The sequence below is a fragment of the Streptomyces sp. S4.7 genome (assembly GCF_010384365.1).
Classification (GTDB): domain Bacteria; phylum Actinomycetota; class Actinomycetes; order Streptomycetales; family Streptomycetaceae; genus Streptomyces.
Map to the genome: position 1 here is coordinate 3,443,436 of NZ_CP048397.1, position 20,853 is coordinate 3,464,288.

The window sequence follows — 20,853 nt, forward strand, 5'->3', positions numbered from 1 at the left end:
GCCCGTCGCGGGGCCGGGGCTGCCCGCCCCGCCCGCCTACGCCGCGAGGTTGTTGTCGTCGGGCCGCTGCTCGGGGATGCCGAGCGGCCGGGTCCCCGGCGCCTCGGCGGCCCCGGCCCGGTCCGCCTTCCGCGCGGCACGCGACCGTACGAGCAGCCCCACCCGTCCCGAACGGCAGACCGCCGACACCAACGGGGTGAGCAGCGCCATGGCGAGCGGCGCGAGGAGCAGCACCACCGCCGTACCGAGGGCGAAGCCGCCGATCACATCGGTCGGGTAGTGCACACCCAGATAGACGCGGGAGAAGCCCTCGACCAGCGCGAGCCCGATCGCGGCGAGCCCGAACCCGCGGTGCGCGACGAAGATGCCCGCGCCGAGGGCCATCGCCAACGTCGCGTGGTCGCTCACGAAGGAGAAGTCGGTCTTGCCGGCGACCAGGACGTCGAGCCCCCGGTGGTCGACGAAGGGACGCTCGCGGCCGACGAACTCACGGATCGGGATGTTGATCAGCAGCGCGACTCCGGCGGCGAGCGGCGCCCAGAGCAGCCCGGCGACCGCGGCCACCGAATCCTCGGCCGACCCGCGCCTGCGCACGCTCCACCAGCAGCAGAGCGCGACGAGGACGAGGGCGAACATGATCCCGTACTCGCCGACGAACTCCATGCCGCGGTCGAACCAGCCGGGGGACGACTTCGTCAGCCCGTTGATGTCGTAGAGCAGGCTGACGTCGGGGTTCGACCCATCGATCGCGAGTCCAGCCATGTGCTGCGGCCCCTTGCCTTGTCGCCCACCACGACACGCCTCCGGGCGTGTCGCTTCCACCAACCCCCGTGGTGCATGCGGTCAGTGCTGCGCGATCAACGCCACAGCCCCAGTCCAGGGAACGGCCTGATACCCCTCCAGGTTCCAGTCTTCACCGGACGATCTCCAGGACGTTATCGAAGAGTGACACATCGTCCCAGCTCAGAGGGGTGAACGAACGGATAATTCCGGCCACGCGGGCCCTCGCGGGGACCGGACTCCACCCTTCCGGACGTCAACCCTTCGCCACCCTCACACTCCGTCGGACCGACGCCCCGTCAGCCTCTTCACCCGCCGGAGTTCCGCTCGCTGGGCAGATCGGTCGGCAGCGATTTCGCGCCGTCTTCGGTGACCCGCGTCGCACCGAAGTAGTCGGGCGTATCGATTTTGTCGAACCGGATCACGGCCCCGGTGTAGGGAGCGTTGATCATGTACCCGCCACCGACATAGAGCCCGACGTGCCGGATGGCCCGCGAGTTGGTGAGGTCGTCGGAGAAGAACACCAGGTCACCGGGGTTCAACTCGTCGCGCGAGGGATGCTCGCCGGCGTTGTACTGATCGTTGGCGACTCGCGGCAACTCGATCCCCACGGACCGGTAGGCGGCCTGCGTCAGCCCGGAACAGTCGAACCGCCCCTGCTGCTCGGGGGTCCCGTTGCCGCCCCACAGATACTTCGTACCGAGCTTCTGCTGCGCGTAGTAGATGGCACTGGCGGCCTGCCGGGAGGGCTCGACGCGGCCGACGGGGCGGGCGAAGCTCTGCTGGAGGGTCGTGATGACCTTCACGTAGTTCTGCGTCTCGGCGTACGGGGGGACGCCCCCGTACTTGATGACCGCGTACGCGCCCGCGTTGTACGCCGCGAGCATGTTCTTCGTCTGATCGCCCGGCACATCGTCGACGTAGCCCGCGAGTTTGCAGTCGTACGTGGCCGCCGAAGGGATCGCGTCCTCCGGGTCCCAGACGTCGCGGTCGCCGTCCTTGTCCCCGTCCACACCGTGCGCCGCCCAGGTCCCCGGGATGAACTGCGCGATGCCCTGCGCCTGCGCCGGGCTCACGACGTCGGGGTCCCAACCGCTCTCCTGGTACAACTGCGCGGCGAGCAGCGCGGGATTGATCGCGGGGCAGAGATTGCCCCACTCCTGCACCAGCCGCTGGTACTTGGCCGGAACCGCGCCCTTGGCCAGCGCGACCGCCCCGCCACCACCCGCACCACCGGCGAGCCCGGCGGCGGCGGAGTACGTACCCACGACGAGCAGCGCGATGAAACCCAGGCTCAGCCCGAGCCCGATCCCGCCGGCCACCCAGAATTTACGCACCCCTCAACCCTCCCCCATCCGGGACACGTTCACCGCCATTTTCCCGCCTGTCGTGTCGGTGCTATCCGGACACGACAGCACGCGTCACGGCGACTCCCCTGGAACGACTGTCCCACAGGGACGACGGCCGGGCCCTACGGACCTGACGGCGACTCAGGTACGGGGTGGGGGTGAGGGGGCGGACCAGAAGTCGTCGTGGATGTCGGGACGCTGGGGGTAACCGCCTTCGCGGTGCGGTGTGTTCGGCGGGGTCTTGGGATCGGCGACGTCCGACTCCGCGAAGCAGGGGGTGGTGATGGAGAAGAAGAACTGGCCTTCGCCGGCGACGGCGACCCTCATGCGGAAGCCCTCAGGCGTCGACGCGTACATGGCGGGCAACTCTTCACTCGCCCGCACACTCGTGACCTCATAGCCGCGGCCTTTCCAGTTGCGCTCCACAACGCCGAGCAGGCTCCCGCGCCGCTCCTTCGAAACTACGGTCATGACCGCGATCCGGCGCTTCACGGAACCGGTACCGGGCACATCGCTGCAACGACTGTCGATCGAAGGTCCGTGGTTCCACCGCAGTTCCGGCCTGACCCCATTCAGAGTCATCAGCATGATGGAGTCAGCCTGGACGGCAGCCTCTTGCATATCCACGCCCAACGCCTTTCTTTCTTCGCTTCCACCGCCGCCTGGCATCGCACATCGGGCCGCCAAGCAGATCAGAAGCAGGATGCCCGCAAATCGAAGATTCCTCACCGATGCTCCTGACCAGTGACCAGGCGACCTTGTCCGGTAACGATCAGCGCGATGTTGTCGGCGGACTCTTCGTCCTTGTCCGGATCGAAATAGTTGGAGTGAGCCGTCACCCCGCCCATATCCAGAACCGGCCTCGGCCCGTCCTCCACCCTGAACCTCCTCGCTCCGAAATCCTCGTGCGCCGGATCCGTGCCGAACCAGATCTCGCTCTTCTCCGTCTGCGCGTCCTGTGCGAAGTACGCCACCGCCGCCCCGCCCGCCCCGCCGACCGCCGCGCCCACCGGGCCTCCCAGTGCCGCTCCCACCGAGGCGCCTCCCAGCGCGCCCATCCCCATGCCCTGGGCCTCGCCCTTCGCGGGCATTCGCGTCACCGGGTCGTTCTCCGCCGCGCCCACGTACACGTGTCCTCTCCCCACTCCCAGATCGGCCGCGGAATCCGCGCCCGTCCCGGGGCTGCCCACCAGCACGATGTCGTCCACTCCCGGAATACCCCCGTCCCGCTGGGCGGCCTGGCCCACCGTGAGGGAGCCGTACGAGTGGCCGACTGCCGTCAGGTGGGGGTTCTCGTGGTGGTTCGTGGCCGCGATCCCCGACATGAATTCGCCGTACGCCGACGCACCCGCCTCCGCGTTGTCCGTGAACATCACGTCCGTATTCCCCGTGATGTCGTCCACCGAGAGCTGCGGCGCGTCATAACCCAGCCACACGATCGACGCCGTCGACGAGTCGTACTCGGCCGCACCCACCAATGTGTCCCTCGCCCGCTTCAGGTCGTTCTCCGCGAAATCCTCGTCAAGTCCCGTCCCCAGCCCCGGCACATACGCCGACACATTTCTCGCCGTATCCGGATTCCCGTACGACACGATGGCCCGCCCGTTCCCCTCGTCCCCGATCCCCAGCAGGAACATCGGCGGATGCCCGCCGGCCCTCAACTGCTCGTCGATGGATCTCAGCCCCGCCAGCATCGTCCGCGACCCGTCGTCGTCCGCGCCCGCCAACTTGCCCATCAACAGCACCAAGTTGTCGCGGTTCGCCGCGTCGCGTACGGCGGCCGGGATGCCGTCCAGGTTGCCGATCGTGTCCGGGTGGACCGCCAGGTACTCCTCCCTCCGTTCCTCCGTCAGGCCCTGCCACCAGGCCAGGCGTTCCCCGGCCGTCGCGTCGAGGGGGATCGCCGCCCTGAGGTAGTCCGCCGTGAGCGCGCGTACCGCCGTCGCGTCGGCGCTCGCGTCCGTCCACATCGCGTCCGTGACGGTGAGGCCGTCCTGGGCGATCAGCTTCCGCAGTGTCCGCGTGTACCGCGCGTCGATCTCCGCCGCGTCGCTCAGCGCGCGGGCGATCCGGTCCGCGATGTCCTGCGCCTTCGCCGCGAGGGGGTTCGGGCTCGTGAACCCCGACGGCAGGGCGGTGAGCGGGTACGCGCGGCCGGCGGCCGTACCTCCCCGCAGCGTCTCCTTCGTGAGCGGGTCCTCCCCGGCGTCGGGGTAGCTCACCGACCCGTCGGTCCGCACCGTGAGCCTCAGGCCCGCCGCCTCGTCCAGCGCCTCCCGGAGATTCCGCTGCGAGCCGCGCAGGTCCTGGGCGAGGCTGTTCAGCGTCGTACGGACCAGCCCGCACTCCGAGTAGATGTACTGGAAGTTCCGTCCCAGCTCCCTCAGCCGCCCGGCCGCCGCCCGCGCCGCCTCGCCCTCCTGGGTCTCGGTCAGACCCGTGAGGAGCTGCTTGTCGATGCGGTCGCGGGACGCGTCCGCGCGGTTGCTCGCCTTGCCCCAGCCGTCCGCCGCGCCCTCCAGCTCGGCGCATCTGACGTCCCGTAACTGCGCCCAGGTCAGCCCGCCGCCCCTCACCGGCCGACGCTCGCGCCGCCCGCGACCGCTCCGGCAGCCGCGCCAGGTCCCGCGTCGACCCCCGCCAGGGCCGACCTGACCGCGGCGTCGTGCTCGCCCTGCGTCCCGGCCACCGCGCGCAGGCGGCCCGCCAGGCTCCCGCACTCGTCGCGGGCTGCCTCGATGCGCCGTTCCCAGGACGTACGTACGGTGGCCAGGGCCGCGAGGGCGCTCAGCCCCTCCCCGCAGCCGGCCACGCCCTCGTGCGCCGTTGCGAACTCCGCCTTCACGTACGCCATCTGCGTACGCATCGCCTCGGCCCCGCCCGCCGCCCGGGTCCACGGTCCGTCGCTGTGCCTCAGCCGCTCACCCGACACCGCGCCCGAAGTCCCCTGCCCCGCACCCGCCTCGTCGGCCAACGCCCGCAAACCGCCCGAATAGCCCGCCATGCCATCCGCCCCTGTCCTCTGTTGTCCGGGATGTCGCGTGGCACTGTCCCAATCCGGGACGGGGCGGATACCGCACGGCGGGGAGAGGAAGAGGCCGGTCGCGGGGCCGGGGGAGGGCGGGAGGCCCGTCCCCCGTTGGCATCGGCCGCGACCGGCAACAGCGCGGCGGCCCTGGCAGGTTCACCCGTACGGTGTGCCCGCCTCCGGGCCGCGGGCGGCGCACGGATGGCGCACGGACGCAGAACCGCGGCGGGCTCAGGAGTGCACAACGCCCAATCATTGCCCGGAGTCACCCTGCGTGATACACAGAGTGACCGTACGCGTACTCGCCCACTCCGGTTCATGACGCAGGTCAGGGCGGTCGGATCGGTCAAACGTGCGGGGATCGGGTAAAGAGACCCGCCAAGTCGGCATACGAGGGCGGTTCCATCAGCGAAGATAGAAGGCGATCCGTGCCCGCCGGGCGCGGGCACCTAACAACCCAACAGGGGCGGTGAGTTGCATGGACGTGGAAGCCGAGAAGGGCGACATCAACACCATCATCGGTGGTATCGCTCCGAGCTGGGGACCCTTCGGGAACCTCGGCACCGAGGCGCGCGTCATTGTCCAGGTGGTGATGGCCGTCGCCATCCTGCTCTGTCTCGCCATCGCGATCTGGGGTGCCGCCAAGCAGCGCATCGGCGCGACCGCGCTGCGGGACACCTTCAGCGCGGAGCAGGGCAAGGGTCTGATCGTCGCCGGACTGACCGGCGTCTTCATCATCGGGTCGCTCGGCACGGTCTTCACGATTGTGTACGGGATGGCTGTTTAGCGTCACACCGGTCCGGTCCGCGCCGGGTACGCCCGGCCCATCCCCAACACCATCCGTCCGTCGCGCCCATCCGCCGAGGTTGCGTCTCCCTGATGTCGAGTCACCACACCGCGCCCGCGCGGGAACCAGCACGGCTACCGTCGTGCTATGCGGCACCAAAAGCGCTGCCGCAAGCGGAAGTGCACACGGTTGAACCGGTCGAGGGGGCGGACGCGGCATGAGTTTCGGCGATGAGCACGGCCACGGGAGCGACCCGGGCCGCACGACGGACGGCGGCTTCGGCGGGATGGGCCAGACGCGGACGCGTCTGCCGGACGGCGGGGGCGGCGACGGGTACGGCGGCGGCCGCCGGCCCCAGCGCAGCTCGCGCTCGCTCGTGGCGGTGGTGGGTGTGGTGGTGCTGCTGATCGCAGCCATCGCGTTCGCGAACCGCGGGGGCGGCGACGACGACACGTCGGGAGCGGGCGGCGGCGACAGAGCCTCGGGCTCGGAACCGACGTCGGCGTCGGGGGTGAAGCCGGTGACGGGGAAGAACGGGGGAATTCCTTCGGGGTTCGCGAAGGATGAGCAGGGGGCGGAGAGTGCGGCGGCGAATTACGCGGTGGCGCTCGGCTCCGTCGGAATGTTCACCGCCGACTCCCGGCAGGAGATCGTCCGCGCCACCCACGATCCCGCTGCCGTCGACGCGCTCCTCGCCCAGCTGGACGAGGCCTACTCCCCGGCCTTCCTCAAGAACGTCGGCCTCAATGACGACGGCAGCGCACCGAGCGGACAGACGTTCGTGTCCAGGACGATGCCCGTCGGTACCAAAGTGACCGAGATGAACGGGGACACGGCCACCGCCGAGGTCTGGTGCACCGGTCTCGTCGGATTGGCCGGCGAGGGTTCCACGAAGCCCGTGACCGCCACCTGGTTCACCATCACCGAGAAGCTCAAGTGGGTCGGTGACGACTGGAAGATCGTGTCCTCGACGCAGTCCGAGGGCCCGACACCGGTCAACGGTGACAACCGAGCCTCCTCCGCCGACGAGATCGCCAAGGCTACCGAGGGATACGGAGGCTTCACCTATGCGCGATAATCGCCGCTTCGGACTGTCCTCGCTCCTCGCCTCAGGGGCAAGTGCCTACGCGCTGGTCATGATGTCGGCCACGTGCTCGTCCGCGGAACCGTCCCCCACTCCGAGCCCCAGCGAGAGTGACAATCCCTGCGATCTCATCGTCGGACTCGCCAAGGACTACTGCGAAGACGGCGAACCCGGCAGCAGCAGCCGCAGCACCCCCAACGACCCCACCAGCGCCCTCGACCCCCTCACCTCCCTCGCGCGTGGCTGTGCCGACGCCGCCGCGTGGACCGTGGACACCCTCTCCAAGGCCGTGAAGGAGACCGCCACGGTCGACTTCACCAACACCGCCTTCCTCTCCCAGTACGCCGTCGTCTTCGCCGCCGCCACCATCCTCACCCTCATCCTCTGGCTCCTCGCCGTCGCCAAGCGCGCCATCCGCGGCGTCCCCCTGACAACCGCCGTCTCCGAGGCCATCGGGTTCCTCTGGCTGACCGTCCTCGCCTCCGCGTTCACGCCGCTCATCCTCTACACGCTCGTCTCCGCCACCGACGCCGTCACCGAGGTCATCGCCGGCGGGACCAGTGGGCAGACCGATGTGTTCTTCGGGACGTTCTCCGAGGCGCTGAAGAAGGACACCGAGATCGGCGGCGGGCCGATCATGCTGATCGTCGTGTCCCTCGTGACGATCCTCGCCGCCGGCATCCTCTATCTGGAGCTGTTCATCCGGGCGATCCTGCTCTACGTCGGCGCCCTCCTCGGCGTCGTCGTCTACGCCGGGCTCGTCGACAAGAACATGTGGGGGCACGTACGCCGCTGGGCCGGGCTCATGATCGCGGTCATCATGGTGAAGCCCGTCATCGTCATCGTCCTCGGCCTCGCCGGCGCGCTCACGTCGTCCGACGACGGGCCCGACTCGTTCTCGGCCGTCGTCTCCGGGCTCGCCATCATCCTCCTCGCGATCTTCGCCTCGGCCATGATCTACCGCTTCGTCCCCGGCTTCGGCGACGAGATCGCGAGCGCCCGCAGCAACGCCAAGCTGTCCACCGACGGCGGCCGGGCCGCCGCCGTGATCAGTTCGCCCGCCGGTGTCGTCTCGCAGGGCATCAAGACCCACAGCGGCCGGGGCGGTGGCGGCGAGAGCGGTGGCGGCGGTGCCCGGCCGTCCAACCCGGTCTCCGGCGGCGTCGCCGCCCACAGCAGCCGACCCTCCTCGGGCGGCGGCGGAGGAGGCGGAGGCGGCGTCCCCTCGCCCGCCCCCACCCCCCGCTCCAGCAGCCCCACCAGCGGCACCCCCCACAGCAGCCGCAGCAGCCTCGGCAATCGCGGAACCGGTAACAACAGCACAGGAGGTGGAGGGCGTTGACGACTCAGTCCCATCCGATCGCGCCCCGCCGCACGTATCTCATCGGCCGCGCGCGGCCGAACGCGATCGTCGGCAAGAACCGTGAGACCGGCGAGATCGCGCTGATCATCTTCGGCGCGTTCCTCGGCATGATGAGCGGGCTCATCGTCCCCGTCCTGTCCCTGCGGATCGTGACGCTGCTCGGGTTCCCGCTCCTCGCGCTGGCCGCGGTGTACGTGCCGTACAAGCACCGCACCGTCTACAAGTGGTTCGAGATCAACCGCAGTTACAAACGGACCCTGCGCAACGGCACCACCTACCGCTCCGCCGCCATGGAGTCCGGCACCGCCGCCGACGGCCGTGAGGTGGAGATCGGCCCGCCGCCCGGTATCGGGCGGATCAACTGGCTGGCCGCGCCCTTCGGGCCGGACGAGATCGCCGTACTGCTCCACGCCGACCGCCGCACCGTCACCGCCGCGATCGAGATCGAGGGCCCCGGCGTCGGCCTGCGCGACAGCGAGGACCAGGAGGCCCTCGTCGACCGCTTCGGCACGCTCCTCAAGCACGTCGCCAACGGGGACGGCTTCGTCACCCGCCTCCAGATGCTCGCCCGTACGCTCCCCGCCGACCCCGACGCGCACGCCAAGGACGTCGCCCAGCGCGGCGACTCCGCGTCCCCGGGCTGGCTCCAGGAGTCGTACGAGCAGCTCCAGTCCATGGTCTCGACCTCCAGCGAGCAGCACCGCGCCTACCTCGTGGCCTGTATGCACTACACCCGCGAACTGGCCTCCGAGGGCCACGCCATGGCCCGCGCCGCCCGCCAGGCCGCCGGCGGCAAGGGCGCCCGGCGCCGCAGGCTCGACAAGGACGCCGGGCTCGCCGTCGTCATGGCCCGTGAACTCACCGACATCTGCGCCCGTCTCGCCGAGGCCGACATCCGTGTCCGGCAGCCGCTCGGACAGGCCCGGCTGGCCTCCCTCGTGCACTCGATGTACGACCCGGACCACCCCATAGACCACATCCAGGCCATGACGAAACGAAACGCCTGGCCCGCCGAGCTGGACGCCGTGGAGCCCACGTACCTCCAGGCCAAGACCCGCGAGTCGTCCACCCGCGCCCCCTGGTGCCACTCCACGGCCTGGGTGAAGGAGTGGCCGATGACCCCGGTCGGCGTCAACTTCCTCGCCCCGCTGCTCGTCCACACGCCCGACGTGATCCGTACGGTCGCGGTCTGCATGGACCTGGAGCCGACCGAGGTCGCCATCGAGCGGATGCTCACGGAGAAGACGAACGACGAGGCCGACGCCAGCCGCGCCGCCAAGATGAACCGCACCGTCGACCCGCGCGACATCGCCGCGCACGGCAGGCTCGACCAGCGGGGTGAAGATCTCGCCAGCGGTGCGGCCGGGGTCAACATCGTCGGGTACATCACGGTGTCGTCCCGCTCGCCCGAAGCCCTGGCCAGGGACAAGCGGACGATCCGGGCGTCGGCCGGCAAGTCGTACCTGAAGCTGGAGTGGTGCGACCGCGAGCACCACCGGGCGTTCGTGAACACCCTGCCGTTCGCGACCGGCATCCGCCGATGACCGTCATCCAGAAGCCGACCGCCGCTGATAGGGGCCTGTGATGCGAGATCCCATGTCCGCCTTCACGGACGCCTTCACCACCTTCCTCTTCGGGAAGGTGGAGACCACCCGGCTGCCGGTCCGCACGTCCACCGGCCAGGCACAGGCCGTCTATCTGCCGACCGCGGCCCCCGGTCTCGGCGACTCGGGCGTCATCATCGGCCGCGAGGTCTACAGCGGCAAGGGCTACATCTACGACCCCTTCCAGCTGTACGGGCAGCAGCTCCCCGCGCCCCACTGGCTGGTCCTCGGCGAGTCCGGCAACGGCAAGTCGGCACTGGAGAAGACGTACGTCCTGCGGCAGTTGCGCTTCCGCGACCGACAGGTCGTCGTCCTCGACGCCCAGGGCGAGGACGGCGCAGGCGAGTGGAACCTCATCGCGCAGGAGCTGGGTATCACCCCCATCCGGCTCGACCCGATGGCGGCCCTGGACGGCGGCATCAAGCTCAACCCGCTCGACCCGGCGATCACCACGACCGGGCAGCTGGCCCTGCTGCGCACGATCATCGAGGTCGCGATGGGGCACGGCCTGGACGAACGCTCCGGCTTCGCCCTCAAGGTCGCGCACGCCTACGTCCACGCCACGATCGTCGAGCGCCAGCCCGTTCTGATGGACATCGTGGAGCAACTGCGCCACCCGGAGCCGGAGTCGGCCGAGGCGATGAACGTGGACATAGACGACGTACGGGCCTGGGGCCTGGACGTCGCCCTCGTCCTGGACCGGCTCGTCGACGGTGACCTGCGCGGCATGTTCGACGGCCCGACGACGGTCGGCATCGACCTCGACTCACCTCTCATCGTCTTCGACCTCTCGCACATCGACCGCAACTCGATCGCGATGCCGATCCTGATGGCGATCGTCGGCGTGTGGCTGGAGCACACCTGGATCCGCCCCGACCGGAAGAAGCGCATCTTCCTGGTCGAGGAGGCCTGGCACATCATCAACTCCCCCTTCGTCGCACAGCTCTTCCAGCGGCTCCTCAAGTTCGGCCGCCGGCTGGGGCTCTCGTTCGTGGCGGTCGTCCACCACCTCTCCGACGTGGTGGACGGCGCCGCCGCGAAGGAGGCCGCCGCCATCCTGAAGATGGCGTCGACCCGGACGATCTACGCGCAGAAGGCGGACGAGGCGCGCTCCACCGGCCAGGTGCTCGGGCTGCCGCGCTGGGCGGTCGAGATCATCCCGAGCCTGACGCCCGGTATCGCGGTGTGGGACGTCAACGGCAATGTCCAGGTGGTCAAACACCTGGTCAGCGAGGCCGAACGCCCACTGGTCTTCACCGACCGCGCCATGACGGAGAACAGCCAGGCGTCCGACGCCTCGGACGCCGCCGACGCCATGAACGGCGGGCTGCCCGACGACGTGAGAGCCGCCGAGTGGGAGGCCGAACAGCGCGCGATCCTGATGGAACAGCAGCGGCTGAACGCGTCCTCCGAGTCCACGGTGGCGTGAGCGGCATGGCGGCGGGAGGCGGGCCCGGACCCGGCGCACAGCGCGGGATCCCGGACGGTCTGATCCTCGGCGTGCTCGGCTTCCTGCTCGGGATCACCCTGTTCGTATGGACGGCGACAGGCCTCGCCGCGCTCTTCGCGCACGGCTCGTGGCCGGAATCGGTGACCTTCACGCGTACGCCGTCGGCGATAAGGCAGTTGGTCTCGGCGCCGCACGACCTGCCCGCCGCCTGGCCGGGCACCCCGGCGGACGAGCTCTCCGGATACGGCCTTTTCTGGGGCCTGTTCATCGGCGAGCTCATGGTGGCGGCCGTGCTGACGGTGTTCGTGCTGGGCGTGGTGGTCCGCTGGCGGGCGCTGCGTACGGTACGGCTCCGGGAACGCGCGCGTGCGCGTGCGCGGGAGCGGGCGCAGGGCCGCGGCGAAGCGGGCGCGGGCGTGAACGCGGATACGGGAGCCGAGGCGGAGCATGTACGGGAGGCTCCGGTCCCCGCGCCGACGCCTGCCCACGTCCCGGCCCCGGCCCCCGTTCCAGTGGAGCAGGCGGTCGAACAGGCCCCCGCCGCCGCGCCCGTACCCGTCCCCGCGCCCCGTACGGCCCCCTACGCCCACGTCCGCTACGGCGACCCCCGTACCCGCCGCCCCGCCGCCGTACAGGCCATCCAGGACGCCGAGGGCCCCGCGCTCGTCGTCACGTCCGACCCCACCCTCTGGGCCGAGACCAAGGACGCCCGCGCCAAACTCGGGCCCGTCCTCGTCTACGACCCCGGCCATCTCTGCGACACCCCGGACCGTCTCCACTGGTCCCCGGCCTCCGGCTGCGAGGACGCCGACACCGCCGCCGCGCGTGCCGGCGCGCTGCTCGCACCCGTCCGGCCACTGGCCCGGCTCGACGCCGCGATGGCCGACACGGCACAGACCCTGCTGCGTTGCTGGCTGCATGCGGCGGCCGTGGACTCACGGCCGTTCAAGCAGGTGCACCGCTGGGCGCAGGGCGGCAACGCGCACGAGGCCGTACGGCTGCTGCGTACGCACCCCAAGGCCGCCTCCGGGCTCGCGGGGCTGCTGGAGTCCGCGCTCACGGCGCACCCCGAACGCCGGGACATCGCACAGCAGTTGACGACACGTGCGCTGACCTCGCTGTCGTCCGTCCACATCCGTGAGGCGTGCACACCCAATCGCGCCGACTCGCTCGCGTTGGATTCTTTTCGTGCCGAGGGGGGAACGCTCTACGTGGTGGGTGAGCCGATCGAAGATCCGCGCACTCGCCCGGGAGCGATGCCGCTGCTGACCGCTCTCGCCTCGAACGTGGTCGAGCACGGCCGCCGCATGGCCGCACGGTCATCCGCCGGTCGGCTCGACCCACCAATGACGCTGGTGCTCGACGACGTGGCGGCGGTGGCGCCACTGCCCGCGCTGCCCGAGCTGCTGGCCGGCGGCGACGAGCAGGGGATGCCCGCCCTCGTCCTGCTGCGCTCGCGTGAACAGGGCCGCGACCGCTGGCCGCACCAGGAACTGCCCGCCTGAGCCGACCGGTTCGGCGACCTCCGCGGCGTCCCCGTTCAACTCAGGCCGCGCCGCCGCCTCCCGGCACGCTGACCAGCTTCAGGAACGCCAACACCGCGCCCTTCACCCGTACGGCGGCGACGGCAGCTGACGGCGGCCGACAACGGCGGTCGGCGGCTGCCGGCGGACGAACGGCTCAGGCCGACGGCCGCGACACCGCGAGCTCCAACTCCCGCGCGGAGGGATCGTTGTCGACCGGGACGCTCTCCCCGCTCGGCTCGAATCCGAGCTTGCGGTACGCGGCACGCGCCCGCCCGTTCCGCTCGTCCACGTACAACCGCACCCGCTCGACACGGGGCTCCTCCAGCGACCACGCCCACGCGGTGGCGGCGTCGAACAGCTCCTTCAGCACACCGGCGCCCCGGTGCTCCGGCCTCACGTACACGGCGACGAGGTGCGCCTGGTCGTACGCGCTGGGACCACCGATGGCGCCGGGCGTGCCCCGCCGCTCGACCAGCGCCACCACCGAACCGGCCCACCCACCGTCCGCCGACTCGGCCACGAACTGCCGCACGGACGCGCTCCGCGCCGATCGCTCGGTCCGCTCGCGCCAGAAGGAATCGGGGCGTCGAACGGCGTCCTCGTACGTTTCCAGGAAGGCGATCGACGCGGCCGGATCCCGCAGGGCGTCCAGCCGGAACTCCCTGGCCTCGGCCCATTCGTCCGTGCGTACGGCACGAACGGCACGTACACCGCGTGCGACACGTTCAGTACGAACGGCATGTTCGGCCTCTTCAAGAGGTACGGCGCGCTCCGCGCGATTCGTCTGGTCCATTCCGCGATCCTGCGCGCCCACCACCGCCCCGCACAAACGGTTTTCGTCGTACCGGGGTAGTACGCCCCGTACGCGATGCCCGCCCCCGGTCCGACGTTCCGAAGCCGCCCGCTGCCTACCGTCGAAGCCATGATCAAGGCCAACGGACTCACCAAACGCTACGGCGGCAGAGCCGGCGGAACCGGCAAGAACATCGTCGACGACCTCACCTTCACCATCGAGCCCGGCGCCGTCACCGGCTTCCTCGGCCCCAACGGCGCCGGCAAATCCACGACCATGCGCATGATCCTGGGCCTCGACGCCCCCACCGCCGGAAACGTCACCGTCGGCGACCGCGCCTACGCCGCACACCCCGCCCCGCTCCACGAGGTCGGCGCCCTCCTGGAGGCCCGCGCCGTCCACCCGGGCCGCACCGCCCACCACCACCTGATGGCACTCGCCCACACCCACGGCATCCCCCGCTCCCGCGTCCGGCACGTCCTGGACCTGACCGGCCTCACCGATGTCGCGGGCAGCCGGGTGAAGGGCTTCTCCCTCGGCATGGGCCAGCGCCTCGGCATCGCCGCCGCCCTGCTCGGCGACCCGGCCACGGTCATCCTCGACGAACCGGTCAACGGCCTCGACCCGGAGGGCGTCCTGTGGATCCGTAACCTCCTCAAGTCCCTGGCCGCCGAAGGCCGTACGGTCTTCGTCTCCTCCCACCTGATGAGCGAGATGGCGCTGACCGTCGAACGGCTCATCATCATCGGCCGCGGCAGGCTGCTCGCCGAGACGACGGTGGCCGACTTCGTACGGGACTCGGGCATCACGGCCATGAAGGTCGTCTCCCCCGACGCCGCCACGCTCGCCTCGCTGCTCGCGGGCCCCGGCGTCGAGATCACACCCGGCGCCGGCCCCGACGAACTGGACGTACGGGGCGCCGACGGCGAGCACATCGGCCGTATCGCCGCCGCCCACGCCGTCCCCGTGTACGAACTGACACCGCGCACCGCCTCGCTGGAGCAGGCATTCATGGACCTGACACGCGACGAGGTCGAGTACCCGGCCGGCGGCACCACCCACGACGCACTGACAGGAGCGGCGGCATGAGCACCGCGCGAACCACCCCCGCTCCCACGGGTGTCAGGCCCGCACGCACGGGTATCACACCGGCCCGCGTCCCGCGCTCGGAGTGGCACAAGTTCTGGACCCTGCGCTCCACCTGGGTCACGCTCTCGGCGACGTCGCTGCTCATCCTCGGCACCGGCCTGGTCATGGCCGTCGGCCACGAGCCGGACGGCGGAGGCTCGGGAGGGGTCGGTGATCCGGTCGTCCTGACGCTTATCGGCATCCAGTTCGGCCAGATCATCCTCACGGTGCTCGGTGTCCTGTGCAGCGCGGGCGAGTACTCGACCGGCATGATCCGTGCCTCGCTCACCGCGGTCCCCAAGCGGCTGCCCGTGCTGTGGGCCAAGGCCGCGGTCTTCACCGCCGTGGCGCTCGTCATCGGCACGGTCACCGTCTTCACGACCTTCCTCCTCGCCCAGTTCTTCCTCTCGGACACGGACATGGGCGCCTCGCTCACCGATCCGGGCATCGCCCGCGCCGTCGCGGGCACGGCGGTCGCCCTCACGCTCCTCGGCGCGCTGGGCCTCGGCCTCGGCGCGCTGCTGCGCTCCGTGCCGGGAGCCATCGGCGCGTTCTTCGCGGGAGTGGTCATCCTGCCGGAAGTGCTGTCGGCGGTGCCGTCCGACGCCGTGAAGAACGCCGTCGCGTACTTCCCGGCCCGCGCCTCCGAATCCCTCGGCGCGCTGAGGCAGGTCGACGGGGGGCTGTCGGACGGGACAGCCCTGCTCACGCTCTGCCTGTGGGCGGTGGCCGCACTGGGAGCGGCGGGATGGCTGCTCAGACGGCGTGATGCATGACGATGGGGGCGTGAACGGCGCGGGGCATGCGCCGGACCGGTAGCAGGGGCAGGGGCAGGGTGAGGGGTCGGGGATGAGCGGGACATACGACGGCGACGCCGAGGGCGGCAGCAGATCGCTCACGCAGCTCATCAACCGCGCGGCTCAGCGGATCAGCGGCTTCGACGCGTCGCACCCGATCGTCTGGGACCTGCTGCCGGCCGGCTGCCTGCTGCTCGGCGGCGCGATCGACCTGGCCGGCGGCGGCTGGCGATCGGTCGCGCCCAACCCCGACGTACCGACGTGGGCGGCGGCGCTCTGCACGGTGGGCTTCGCGCTGACCGTGCTGCGCCGCCGTACGCGTCCCCTGGCAATGCTGCTCGCATCCTTGCCGTTCGCCCTGCTGCAAGCCTGGTCGGGTGCCGGCCTCCAGATCGCCGCGTTCTGCCAGCTGATCGTCGTCTTCAACATCGCACTGCGTCTGCCGATGCGCCAACTGGCCCTGAGCGCCGTGCTGCTGGCCGTTCCCCTCGTCGTGGGGGCGGTCCGCTTCCCGGAGGACGGCTGGGTCATACCCCTCCAGTCGTCCCTGACGAGCTACGCGGTCGTGGCGATGCTGGGGATCGTGGTGCCTACGAGGCAGGAGTACACGGCCTCGTTGAGGGAGCGGGCGAGACAGCTGGAGATCGAACGCGACCAGCAGGCCCAACTCGCGGCCGCCGCCGAACGCACCAGAATCGCACGCGAGATGCACGACATCCTCGGCCACAACCTCTCGGTCATCACGGGCCTCGCGGACGGCGGTTCGTACGCGGCGAGGAAGAACCCGCAGCGTGCCACCGAGGCCCTGGACGCGATCGCCACCACCAGCCGCCAGGCACTCACGGAACTGCGCCGACTGCTCGGCGTCCTCCGGAACGACGCCCCGCACGGCGCCCCCGCCGAACTGACACCACAGCCCGGCCTCGGCGAACTGGACCAACTGATCGACGGCGTAAGGGCGGCGGGCCTGCCGGTGCACGTCACGGTCACCGGCGACCTCGAAACCGCGCCGACGGGACGCCAGCTCACGGTCTACCGCGTCGTCCGGGAAGCCCTCACGAACACCCTCAAGCACGGCGGCCCCGGCGCCACGGCGAGGGTCACTCTCAACCGCACGCCCGAGTCCCTCACCGCGGAGATCACCGACACCGGCAGAGCGACGGCCTCGACGGGGCCGGGCGGACGCGGCATCACCGGCATGCGGGAACGGACCGCCCTGTACGCGGGCACACTTGACGTCGGACCGCTGCCACCGCCCGACAGCGGCTGGCGGGTCCATCTGCATCTGCCGAACGACGAGGACCACCGGCTGTGACGACCGTACTGATCGCCGACGACCAGCCCTTGCAGCGCCTCGGCTTCCGGATGCTGCTGGAGAGCCAGGACGACATGACCCTGGTGGGCGAGGCGGCCGGCGGAGCCGAAGCCGTCCGCCTGATCGCCCGACTCCACCCGGATGTCGTACTGATGGACGTCCGTATGCCGGGCCTGGACGGCATCGAGGCGACCCGCCGTAGGTGTCCTGATCCGGAACGCAGGAATGCCCCGCACCAGAGGTGCGGGGCATTCCCACAAAGATTGTTCGGCGGCGTCCTACTCTCCCACAGGGTCCCCCCTGCAGTACCATCGGCGCTGAAAGGCTTAGCTTCCGGGTTCGGAATGTAACCGGGCGTTTCCCTAACGCAATGACCACCGAAACACAATGAAACACATGAACAAACCGGATGTGAACACGGTCGTTCGTTGTCTCAGAACTAACACAGTGGACGCGAGCAACTGAGGACAAGCCCTCGGCCTATTAGTACCGGTCAACTCCACACCTCACAGTGCTTCCATATCCGGCCTATCAACCCAGTCGTCTACTGGGAGCCTTACCCCATCAAGTGGGTGGGAGTCCTCATCTCGAAGCAGGCTTCCCGCTTAGATGCTTTCAGCGGTTATCCCTCCCGAACGTAGCCAACCAGCCATGCCCTTGGCAGGACAACTGGCACACCAGAGGTTCGTCCGTCCCGGTCCTCTCGTACTAGGGACAGCCCTTCTCAAGACTCCTGCGCGCGCAGCGGATAGGGACCGAACTGTCTCACGACGTTCTAAACCCAGCTCGCGTACCGCTTTAATGGGCGAACAGCCCAACCCTTGGGACCGACTCCAGCCCCAGGATGCGACGAGCCGACATCGAGGTGCCAAACCATCCCGTCGATATGGACTCTTGGGGAAGATCAGCCTGTTATCCCCGGGGTACCTTTTATCCGTTGAGCGACGGCGCTTCCACAAGCCACCGCCGGATCACTAGTCCCGACTTTCGTCCCTGCTCGACCCGTCGGTCTCACAGTCAAGCTCCCTTGTGCACTTACACTCAACACCTGATTACCAACCAGGCTGAGGGAACCTTTGGGCGCCTCCGTTACTCTTTAGGAGGCAACCGCCCCAGTTAAACTACCCATCAGACACTGTCCCTGATCCGGATCACGGACCCAGGTTAGACATCCAGCACGACCAGAGTGGTATTTCAACGACGACTCCACCTGAACTGGCGTCCAAGCTTCAAAGTCTCCCACCTATCCTACACAAGCCGAACCGAACACCAATATCAAACTGTAGTAAAGGTCCCGGGGTCTTTCCGTCCTGCTGCGCGAAACGAGCATCTTTACTCGTAGTGCAATTTCACCGGGCCTATGGTTGAGACAGTCGAGAAGTCGTTACGCCATTCGTGCAGGTCGGAACTTACCCGACAAGGAATTTCGCTACCTTAGGATGGTTATAGTTACCACCGCCGTTTACTGGCGCTTAAGTTCTCAGCTTCGCCACACCGAAATGTGACTAACCGGTCCCCTTAACGTTCCAGCACCGGGCAGGCGTCAGTCCGTATACATCGCCTTACGGCTTCGCACGGACCTGTGTTTTTAGTAAACAGTCGCTTCTCGCTGGTCTCTGCGGCCACCCCCAGCTCAGAGTGCAAGACTCATCACCAGAAATGGCCCCCCTTCTCCCGAAGTTACGGGGGCATTTTGCCGAGTTCCTTAACCATAGTTCACCCGAACGCCTCGGTATTCTCTACCTGACCACCTGAGTCGGTTTAGGGTACGGGCCGCCATGAAACTCGCTAGAGGCTTTTCTCGACAGCATAGGATCATCCACTTCACCACAATCGGCTCGGCATCAGGTCTCAGACTATATGCACGACGGATTTGCCTACCGTGCGTCCTACACCCTTACCCCGGGACAACCACCGCCCGGGCTGGACTACCTTCCTGCGTCACCCCATCGCTTACCTACTGCAAGTCTGGTCCGACGGCTCCACCACTTCCCTTTGCCCGAAGGCTCCAGGACGGCTTCACGGTCTTAGCATCGCCTGGTTCAGTACTGGGCGTTTCAAAGCGGGTACCGGAATATCAACCGGTTGTCCATCGACTACGCCTGTCGGCCTCGCCTTAGGTCCCGACTTACCCTGGGCAGATCAGCTTGACCCAGGAACCCTTAGTCAATCGGCGCACACGTTTCCCACGTGTGTATCGCTACTCATGCCTGCATTCTCACTCGTGAACCGTCCACCCCTCGCTTCCGCGGAGGCTTCACCCGGCACACGACGCTCCCCTACCCATCCGCACGCCCGTTGGGGCTATGTGTACGAATGACACGACTTCGGCGGTACGCTTGAGCCCCGCTACATTGTCGGCGCGGAATCACTTGACCAGTGAGCTATTACGCACTCTTTCAAGGGTGGCTGCTTCTAAGCCAACCTCCTGGTTGTCTCTGCGACTCCACATCCTTTCCCACTTAGCGTACGCTTAGGGGCCTTAGTCGATGCTCTGGGCTGTTTCCCTCTCGACCATGGAGCTTATCCCCCACAGTCTCACTGCCGCGCTCTCACTTACCGGCATTCGGAGTTTGGCTAAGGTCAGTAACCCGGTAGGGCCCATCGCCTATCCAGTGCTCTACCTCCGGCAAGAAACACACGACGCTGCACCTAAATGCATTTCGGGGAGAACCAGCTATCACGGAGTTTGATTGGCCTTTCACCCCTAACCACAGGTCATCCCCCAGGTTTTCAACCCTGGTGGGTTCGGTCCTCCACGACCTCTTACAGCCGCTTCAACCTGCCCATGGCTAGATCACTCCGCTTCGGGTCTTGAGCGCGCTACTATACCGCCCTGTTCGGACTCGCTTTCGCTACGGCTTCCCCACACGGGTTAACCTCGCAACACACCGCAAACTCGCAGGCTCATTCTTCAAAAGGCACGCAGTCACGACTGACAGCACAAGTACTGCCAGCGACGCTCCCACGGCTTGTAGGCACACGGTTTCAGGTACTATTTCACTCCGCTCCCGCGGTACTTTTCACCATTCCCTCACGGTACTATCCGCTATCGGTCACCAGGGAATATTTAGGCTTAGCGGGTGGTCCCGCCAGATTCACACGGGATTTCTCGGGCCCCGTGCTACTTGGGTGTCTCTCAAACGAGCCGTTAATGTTTCAGCTACGGGGGTCTTACCCTCTACGCCGGACCTTTCGCATGTCCTTCGCCTACATCAACGGTTTCTGACTCGCCTCACAGCCGGCAGACTGTGAAAAAGAGATCCCACAACCCCGCATGCGCAACCCCTGCCGGGTATCACACACATACGGTTTGGCCTCATCCGGTTTCGCTCGCCACTACTCCCGGAATCACGGTTGTTTTCTCTTCCTGAGGGTACTGAGATGTTTCACTTCCCCTCGTTCCCTCCACACTGCCTATGTGTTCAGCAGCGGGTGACAGCCCATGACGACTGCCGGGTTTCCCCATTCGGACACCCCCGGATCAAAGCTCGGTTGACAGCTCCCCGGGGCCTATCGCGGCCTCCCACGTCCTTCATCGGTTCCTGGTGCCAAGGCATCCACCGTGCGCCCTTAAAAACTTGGCCACAGATGCTCGCGTCCACTGTGCAGTTCTCAAACAACGACCAACCACCCGCCACCCCCGCAGAATTTGCGGAGTTTACCGGGGCCGGCATCCCGAAGACACAAGCAGAAAAACTGCCCGTACCCTCAGACACCCAACAGCGCGCCCGGCCCAGCAAATCCGCCGTATTCACGTTCCACGCCCCGAAGGACAGTACTGGCAAACACAACCAACTCACTGTGCCGAATAGTCAACGTTCCACCCATGAGCAACCAGCACCGGAC

The 20,853-nt window shown here is 68.3% G+C and carries 15 protein-coding genes, 2 rRNA genes and 1 pseudogene; 10 read left to right on the forward strand and 8 right to left on the reverse strand.

Features of this window, described 5'->3' with window-relative positions:
• Positions 1 to 36: 36 nt before the first annotated feature.
• The 5 genes from SSPS47_RS15150 to SSPS47_RS15170 all read right to left on the reverse strand — a co-directional run bounded on the left by SSPS47_RS15150 (position 37) and on the right by SSPS47_RS15170 (position 5,133).
• Positions 37 to 762, reverse strand: coding sequence for a phosphatase PAP2 family protein (locus SSPS47_RS15150; protein WP_164251587.1), 726 nt, complete (start codon positions 760 to 762; stop codon positions 37 to 39).
• A gap of 326 nt (positions 763 to 1,088) precedes the next feature.
• Positions 1,089 to 2,117: a bifunctional lytic transglycosylase/C40 family peptidase gene (locus SSPS47_RS15155; protein ID WP_239064918.1), complete on the reverse strand. Its 1,029-nt coding sequence runs from the start codon at positions 2,115 to 2,117 to the stop codon at positions 1,089 to 1,091.
• 153 nt (positions 2,118 to 2,270) lie between these two features.
• The gene (locus SSPS47_RS15160; protein ID WP_239064919.1) at positions 2,271 to 2,600 is read right to left on the reverse strand and encodes a hypothetical protein; all 330 of its coding nucleotides are present in this window, start codon (positions 2,598 to 2,600) and stop codon (positions 2,271 to 2,273) included.
• 254 nt (positions 2,601 to 2,854) lie between these two features.
• Positions 2,855 to 4,705: an alpha/beta hydrolase gene (locus SSPS47_RS15165; RefSeq protein WP_164251588.1), complete on the reverse strand. Its 1,851-nt coding sequence runs from the start codon at positions 4,703 to 4,705 to the stop codon at positions 2,855 to 2,857.
• On the reverse strand, positions 4,702 to 5,133 hold the full coding sequence (locus SSPS47_RS15170) for a hypothetical protein (protein ID WP_164251589.1): 432 nt from the start codon (positions 5,131 to 5,133) through the stop codon (positions 4,702 to 4,704). The genes SSPS47_RS15165 and SSPS47_RS15170 overlap by 4 nt, the downstream gene beginning before the upstream one ends.
• 502 nt (positions 5,134 to 5,635) lie before the next feature.
• On the opposite strand from SSPS47_RS15170, the gene SSPS47_RS15175 reads away from it, so the two are divergent.
• The 6 genes from SSPS47_RS15175 to SSPS47_RS15200 all read left to right on the forward strand — a co-directional run bounded on the left by SSPS47_RS15175 (position 5,636) and on the right by SSPS47_RS15200 (position 12,950).
• Entirely contained in the window at positions 5,636 to 5,944 is a 309-nt protein-coding gene (locus SSPS47_RS15175) for a membrane protein (RefSeq protein ID WP_023540597.1), read from the forward strand.
• Between the two features lie 217 nt (positions 5,945 to 6,161).
• A complete protein-coding gene (locus SSPS47_RS15180; RefSeq protein WP_164251590.1) occupies positions 6,162 to 7,022 on the forward strand; it encodes a hypothetical protein in 861 nt (286 codons plus the stop codon).
• On the forward strand, positions 7,012 to 8,370 hold the full coding sequence (locus tag SSPS47_RS15185; protein ID WP_203557850.1) for a hypothetical protein: 1,359 nt from the start codon (positions 7,012 to 7,014) through the stop codon (positions 8,368 to 8,370). The genes SSPS47_RS15180 and SSPS47_RS15185 overlap by 11 nt, the downstream gene beginning before the upstream one ends.
• Positions 8,367 to 9,935 carry an SCO6880 family protein gene (locus tag SSPS47_RS15190; protein WP_147876545.1) on the forward strand — a complete coding sequence of 523 codons (1,569 nt, stop codon included), beginning with the start codon at positions 8,367 to 8,369 and terminating at the stop codon, positions 9,933 to 9,935. Before SSPS47_RS15185 ends, SSPS47_RS15190 begins: the two co-directional genes overlap by 4 nt.
• Positions 9,936 to 9,975: 40 nt before the next feature.
• Positions 9,976 to 11,424 (forward strand): ATP-binding protein, encoded by a 1,449-nt coding sequence (locus SSPS47_RS15195; protein ID WP_164251591.1) that lies wholly within the window; start codon positions 9,976 to 9,978, stop codon positions 11,422 to 11,424.
• A 5-nt stretch (positions 11,425 to 11,429) separates the two neighbouring features.
• Positions 11,430 to 12,950, forward strand: coding sequence for a type VI secretion protein (locus SSPS47_RS15200; protein WP_164254596.1), 1,521 nt, complete (start codon positions 11,430 to 11,432; stop codon positions 12,948 to 12,950).
• Between the two features lie 175 nt (positions 12,951 to 13,125).
• On the opposite strand, the gene SSPS47_RS15205 is transcribed toward SSPS47_RS15200, so the two are convergent.
• Entirely contained in the window at positions 13,126 to 13,764 is a 639-nt protein-coding gene (locus SSPS47_RS15205) for an N-acetyltransferase (protein ID WP_164251592.1), read from the reverse strand.
• Positions 13,765 to 13,893: 129 nt separating this feature from the next.
• Here SSPS47_RS15205 and SSPS47_RS15210 point away from each other — a divergent pair, with 129 nt between their 5' ends.
• The 4 genes and pseudogenes from SSPS47_RS15210 to SSPS47_RS15225 all read left to right on the forward strand — a co-directional run.
• Positions 13,894 to 14,853, forward strand: coding sequence for an ATP-binding cassette domain-containing protein (locus SSPS47_RS15210; protein WP_164251593.1), 960 nt, complete (start codon positions 13,894 to 13,896; stop codon positions 14,851 to 14,853).
• A complete protein-coding gene (locus tag SSPS47_RS15215) occupies positions 14,850 to 15,668 on the forward strand; it encodes an ABC transporter permease subunit (RefSeq protein ID WP_164251594.1) in 819 nt (272 codons plus the stop codon). The genes SSPS47_RS15210 and SSPS47_RS15215 overlap by 4 nt, the downstream gene beginning before the upstream one ends.
• A 73-nt stretch (positions 15,669 to 15,741) precedes the next feature.
• Positions 15,742 to 17,004: a histidine kinase gene (locus tag SSPS47_RS15220; RefSeq protein ID WP_164251595.1), complete on the forward strand. Its 1,263-nt coding sequence runs from the start codon at positions 15,742 to 15,744 to the stop codon at positions 17,002 to 17,004.
• Positions 17,001 to 17,204 (forward strand): annotated as a pseudogene (locus SSPS47_RS15225) (response regulator transcription factor); the annotation flags it as partial. The gene SSPS47_RS15220 and the pseudogene SSPS47_RS15225, both read left to right, overlap by 4 nt.
• Positions 17,205 to 17,269: 65 nt before the next feature.
• On the opposite strand, the gene rrf reads toward SSPS47_RS15225, so the two are convergent.
• Both rrf and SSPS47_RS15235 read right to left on the reverse strand, forming a co-directional pair.
• Positions 17,270 to 17,386 (reverse strand): 5S ribosomal RNA (rrf, locus tag SSPS47_RS15230).
• Positions 17,387 to 17,467: 81 nt separating this feature from the next.
• Positions 17,468 to 20,591: ribosomal RNA gene (locus tag SSPS47_RS15235) — 23S ribosomal RNA — on the reverse strand.
• Positions 20,592 to 20,853 lie beyond the last annotated feature (262 nt).

Excerpts from the sequence above, each read along its gene's own strand:
- SSPS47_RS15150 (WP_164251587.1), bottom strand. The coding sequence starts at position 762 with ATGGCTGGACTCGCGATCGATGGGTCGAACCCCGACGTCAGCCTGCTC.
- SSPS47_RS15160 (WP_239064919.1), bottom strand. The coding sequence starts at position 2,600 with ATGACCGTAGTTTCGAAGGAGCGGCGCGGGAGCCTGCTCGGCGTTGTG.
- SSPS47_RS15170 (WP_164251589.1), bottom strand. The coding sequence starts at position 5,133 with ATGGCGGGCTATTCGGGCGGTTTGCGGGCGTTGGCCGACGAGGCGGGT.
- SSPS47_RS15175 (WP_023540597.1), top strand. The coding sequence starts at position 5,636 with ATGGACGTGGAAGCCGAGAAGGGCGACATCAACACCATCATCGGTGGT.
- SSPS47_RS15180 (WP_164251590.1), top strand. The coding sequence starts at position 6,162 with ATGAGTTTCGGCGATGAGCACGGCCACGGGAGCGACCCGGGCCGCACG.
- SSPS47_RS15185 (WP_203557850.1), top strand. The coding sequence starts at position 7,012 with ATGCGCGATAATCGCCGCTTCGGACTGTCCTCGCTCCTCGCCTCAGGG.
- SSPS47_RS15195 (WP_164251591.1), top strand. The coding sequence starts at position 9,976 with ATGCGAGATCCCATGTCCGCCTTCACGGACGCCTTCACCACCTTCCTC.
- SSPS47_RS15200 (WP_164254596.1), top strand. The coding sequence starts at position 11,430 with ATGGCGGCGGGAGGCGGGCCCGGACCCGGCGCACAGCGCGGGATCCCG.
- SSPS47_RS15205 (WP_164251592.1), bottom strand. The coding sequence starts at position 13,764 with ATGGACCAGACGAATCGCGCGGAGCGCGCCGTACCTCTTGAAGAGGCC.
- SSPS47_RS15210 (WP_164251593.1), top strand. The coding sequence starts at position 13,894 with ATGATCAAGGCCAACGGACTCACCAAACGCTACGGCGGCAGAGCCGGC.
- SSPS47_RS15215 (WP_164251594.1), top strand. The coding sequence starts at position 14,850 with ATGAGCACCGCGCGAACCACCCCCGCTCCCACGGGTGTCAGGCCCGCA.
- SSPS47_RS15220 (WP_164251595.1), top strand. The coding sequence starts at position 15,742 with ATGAGCGGGACATACGACGGCGACGCCGAGGGCGGCAGCAGATCGCTC.